Annotated in this window: 2 protein-coding genes and 1 rRNA gene; all 3 read left to right on the top strand. The window is 33.9% G+C overall.

All coding sequences use genetic code 11. The features are described 5' to 3' along the window. Positions 1-25: 25 nt before the first annotated feature. The 3 genes from rrf (at position 26) to BTW00_RS13675 (ending at position 1854) form a co-directional block, all read left to right on the top strand. Positions 26-139, top strand: a 5S ribosomal RNA gene (rrf, locus tag BTW00_RS13685). A gap of 630 nt (positions 140-769) precedes the next feature. Then, positions 770-991 carry a DUF3644 domain-containing protein gene (locus tag BTW00_RS13970; protein ID WP_143506627.1) on the top strand — a complete coding sequence of 74 codons (222 nt, stop codon included), beginning with the start codon at positions 770-772 and terminating at the stop codon, positions 989-991. A 23-nt stretch (positions 992-1014) separates the two neighbouring features. Beyond that, positions 1015-1854 (top strand): DUF3644 domain-containing protein, encoded by an 840-nt coding sequence (locus tag BTW00_RS13675; protein WP_075107864.1) that lies wholly within the window; start codon positions 1015-1017, stop codon positions 1852-1854. Positions 1855-1975 lie beyond the last annotated feature (121 nt).

Genomic DNA, 1975 nt, shown 5'->3' with positions numbered 1-1975 from the left:
AACAGACTCATATCTAACCCCCTTTGCTGACGACAATAGCGCGATGGCCCCACCTGATCCCTTCCCGAACTCAGAAGTGAAACATCGTTGCGCCAATGGTAGTGTGGTTCGCCCATGTGAGAGTAGGTCATCGTCAGCTCTCTATCCCTGATTAGCCCCCTTAACTTAATTGTTAAGGGGGCTTTTTTATGCTTTATTTTGCTAAATTAATGATACTTACTCATGTGAATGTAGTTTAGGAAATAAAATTCGGTTGTACTTCGTAGAGTTTTTTGGGCTATACTTAAGTTCAGTTATTATACATAACTGTTCTTTTTACTTTAAATGGAGAAGTGCAATGGCAGTCAAACATACACCTACTAACGAAGTACATAGCGGAACTAAAGGCGGACGTACTGGTTGCGGTTCTGACACTAAGCTACATCCTGATCATTGGGTTAGTAGTTCACAAAGAATCACCTGTAACAAAAATGGGTGTAAGAATTAAAGTATCTTGGCGCTAATGATAGTTTGAACCCTGTCGTGCGAGAGTAGGTCGTTATTAGCTCCTTATTTCTGAAAGCCCCTTAACTTGATTGTTAGAGGGTTTTTTCATTTCAACTTAAGGGCTATAAGCTTAAAGTTTATTAAAAGTGCTGATTTCGGTTCTCTATAAATATTGAATTATCAATAATTAGAGAAAATTGTATGATGAGGCACTTGTCGCTATATTATTGATTTTGGTTCTATATTTGAAAAAATAAAACCGTATATAAATCAGGGAGTTAGATTGAAATTACGTAAAGGAAAGACTAAGTCCATTCTTGATGTTTCAATTGACTCAGCTCTTTTAGGGGTTGAAATATATAATAAACCAAGAACTACATTCCGTAGTGAAGGATTTATCACTATGATGATAATGGCATGGACTAGATTATTTCATGCTTATTTCAATTCAACTATAGGTGATAAATACTATTATAAAAAAAGAATGGTCGCTACGATACAATAGATGGTGAAAGAAAAGCATGGGAGTTGACTACATACATTAGAAAGTATGGCAAGCTTACTTCTGGTGTAGAATCTAATCTAGATTTCTTTATTAAGCTTAGAAATAAGATCGAACACCGTCACATAGAAAAGAGAGAGATAGATACTTTAATATTTGGTGAGTGTCAATCTTTATTGTTTAACTATGAAAGTCAATTGATTGAATTTTTTGGTAGTAATTACTCAATTAACGAAGCTTTAGTGTATAGCCTTCAATTCTCTCAAATACGTTCACAGCAACAAGAAAAGGCTAATAAATCTGCACTATCAAAAGACTTATCTGAAATAATAACTTTTATTCAGAAGTATAGAAATAGGCTGAATGATAATACGTATAACTCTATAGAGTATAGTATAAAACTTGTACAGATTCCTAAAATTTCTAATACTAACAGGGCTGATGCGGCTATAGAGTTTGTAAAATGGGATTCTCTTAATGATGAAGATATAGCTGCATACGAAAAGCTCAACGTAATTATAAAAGATAAAACTATAAAAGTAGAAGCTGCAAATGTTGGTAGATTGAAACCATCAGAAGTAGTCAAAAAAGTTAATTTAGGACTGAATGGTAAGTCTATAACGCAAAATTTGCATACGACCTTATATAAATTATTTGCTATTAGACCTAATAACGGTTCAGAAGATCCTTTTGATACACGGGCAGAATTTTGTCTCTATGATGAGCCACATACTGATTATGTTTATCAAGATGCTTGGGTTGTTTTTCTCATACACTTTATGCAAACTACGAGTTTTGAACCATCTGAACTTAGATGCAAAGTTAGGAAAGGCGAGGTACTTAATGTCGATCAATATAAAATATAATAGGTTAATAAAAACACTTATGTAGTAACAAGAGACCATCCCGAATTCTGTGTAACTGCCGTTTAGATTAAATGCTTGCTGATACGGTCATCAAACATAATCATAAAGCGATTTAAAGCAG

The organism is Psychrobacter sp. C 20.9 (assembly GCF_001921765.1).
GTDB classification, from domain to species: domain Bacteria; phylum Pseudomonadota; class Gammaproteobacteria; order Pseudomonadales; family Moraxellaceae; genus Psychrobacter; species Psychrobacter piscatorii_B.
Note: the sequence above shows the minus strand (reverse complement) of the source record. Positions and strands in the feature narration are given on the sequence as shown.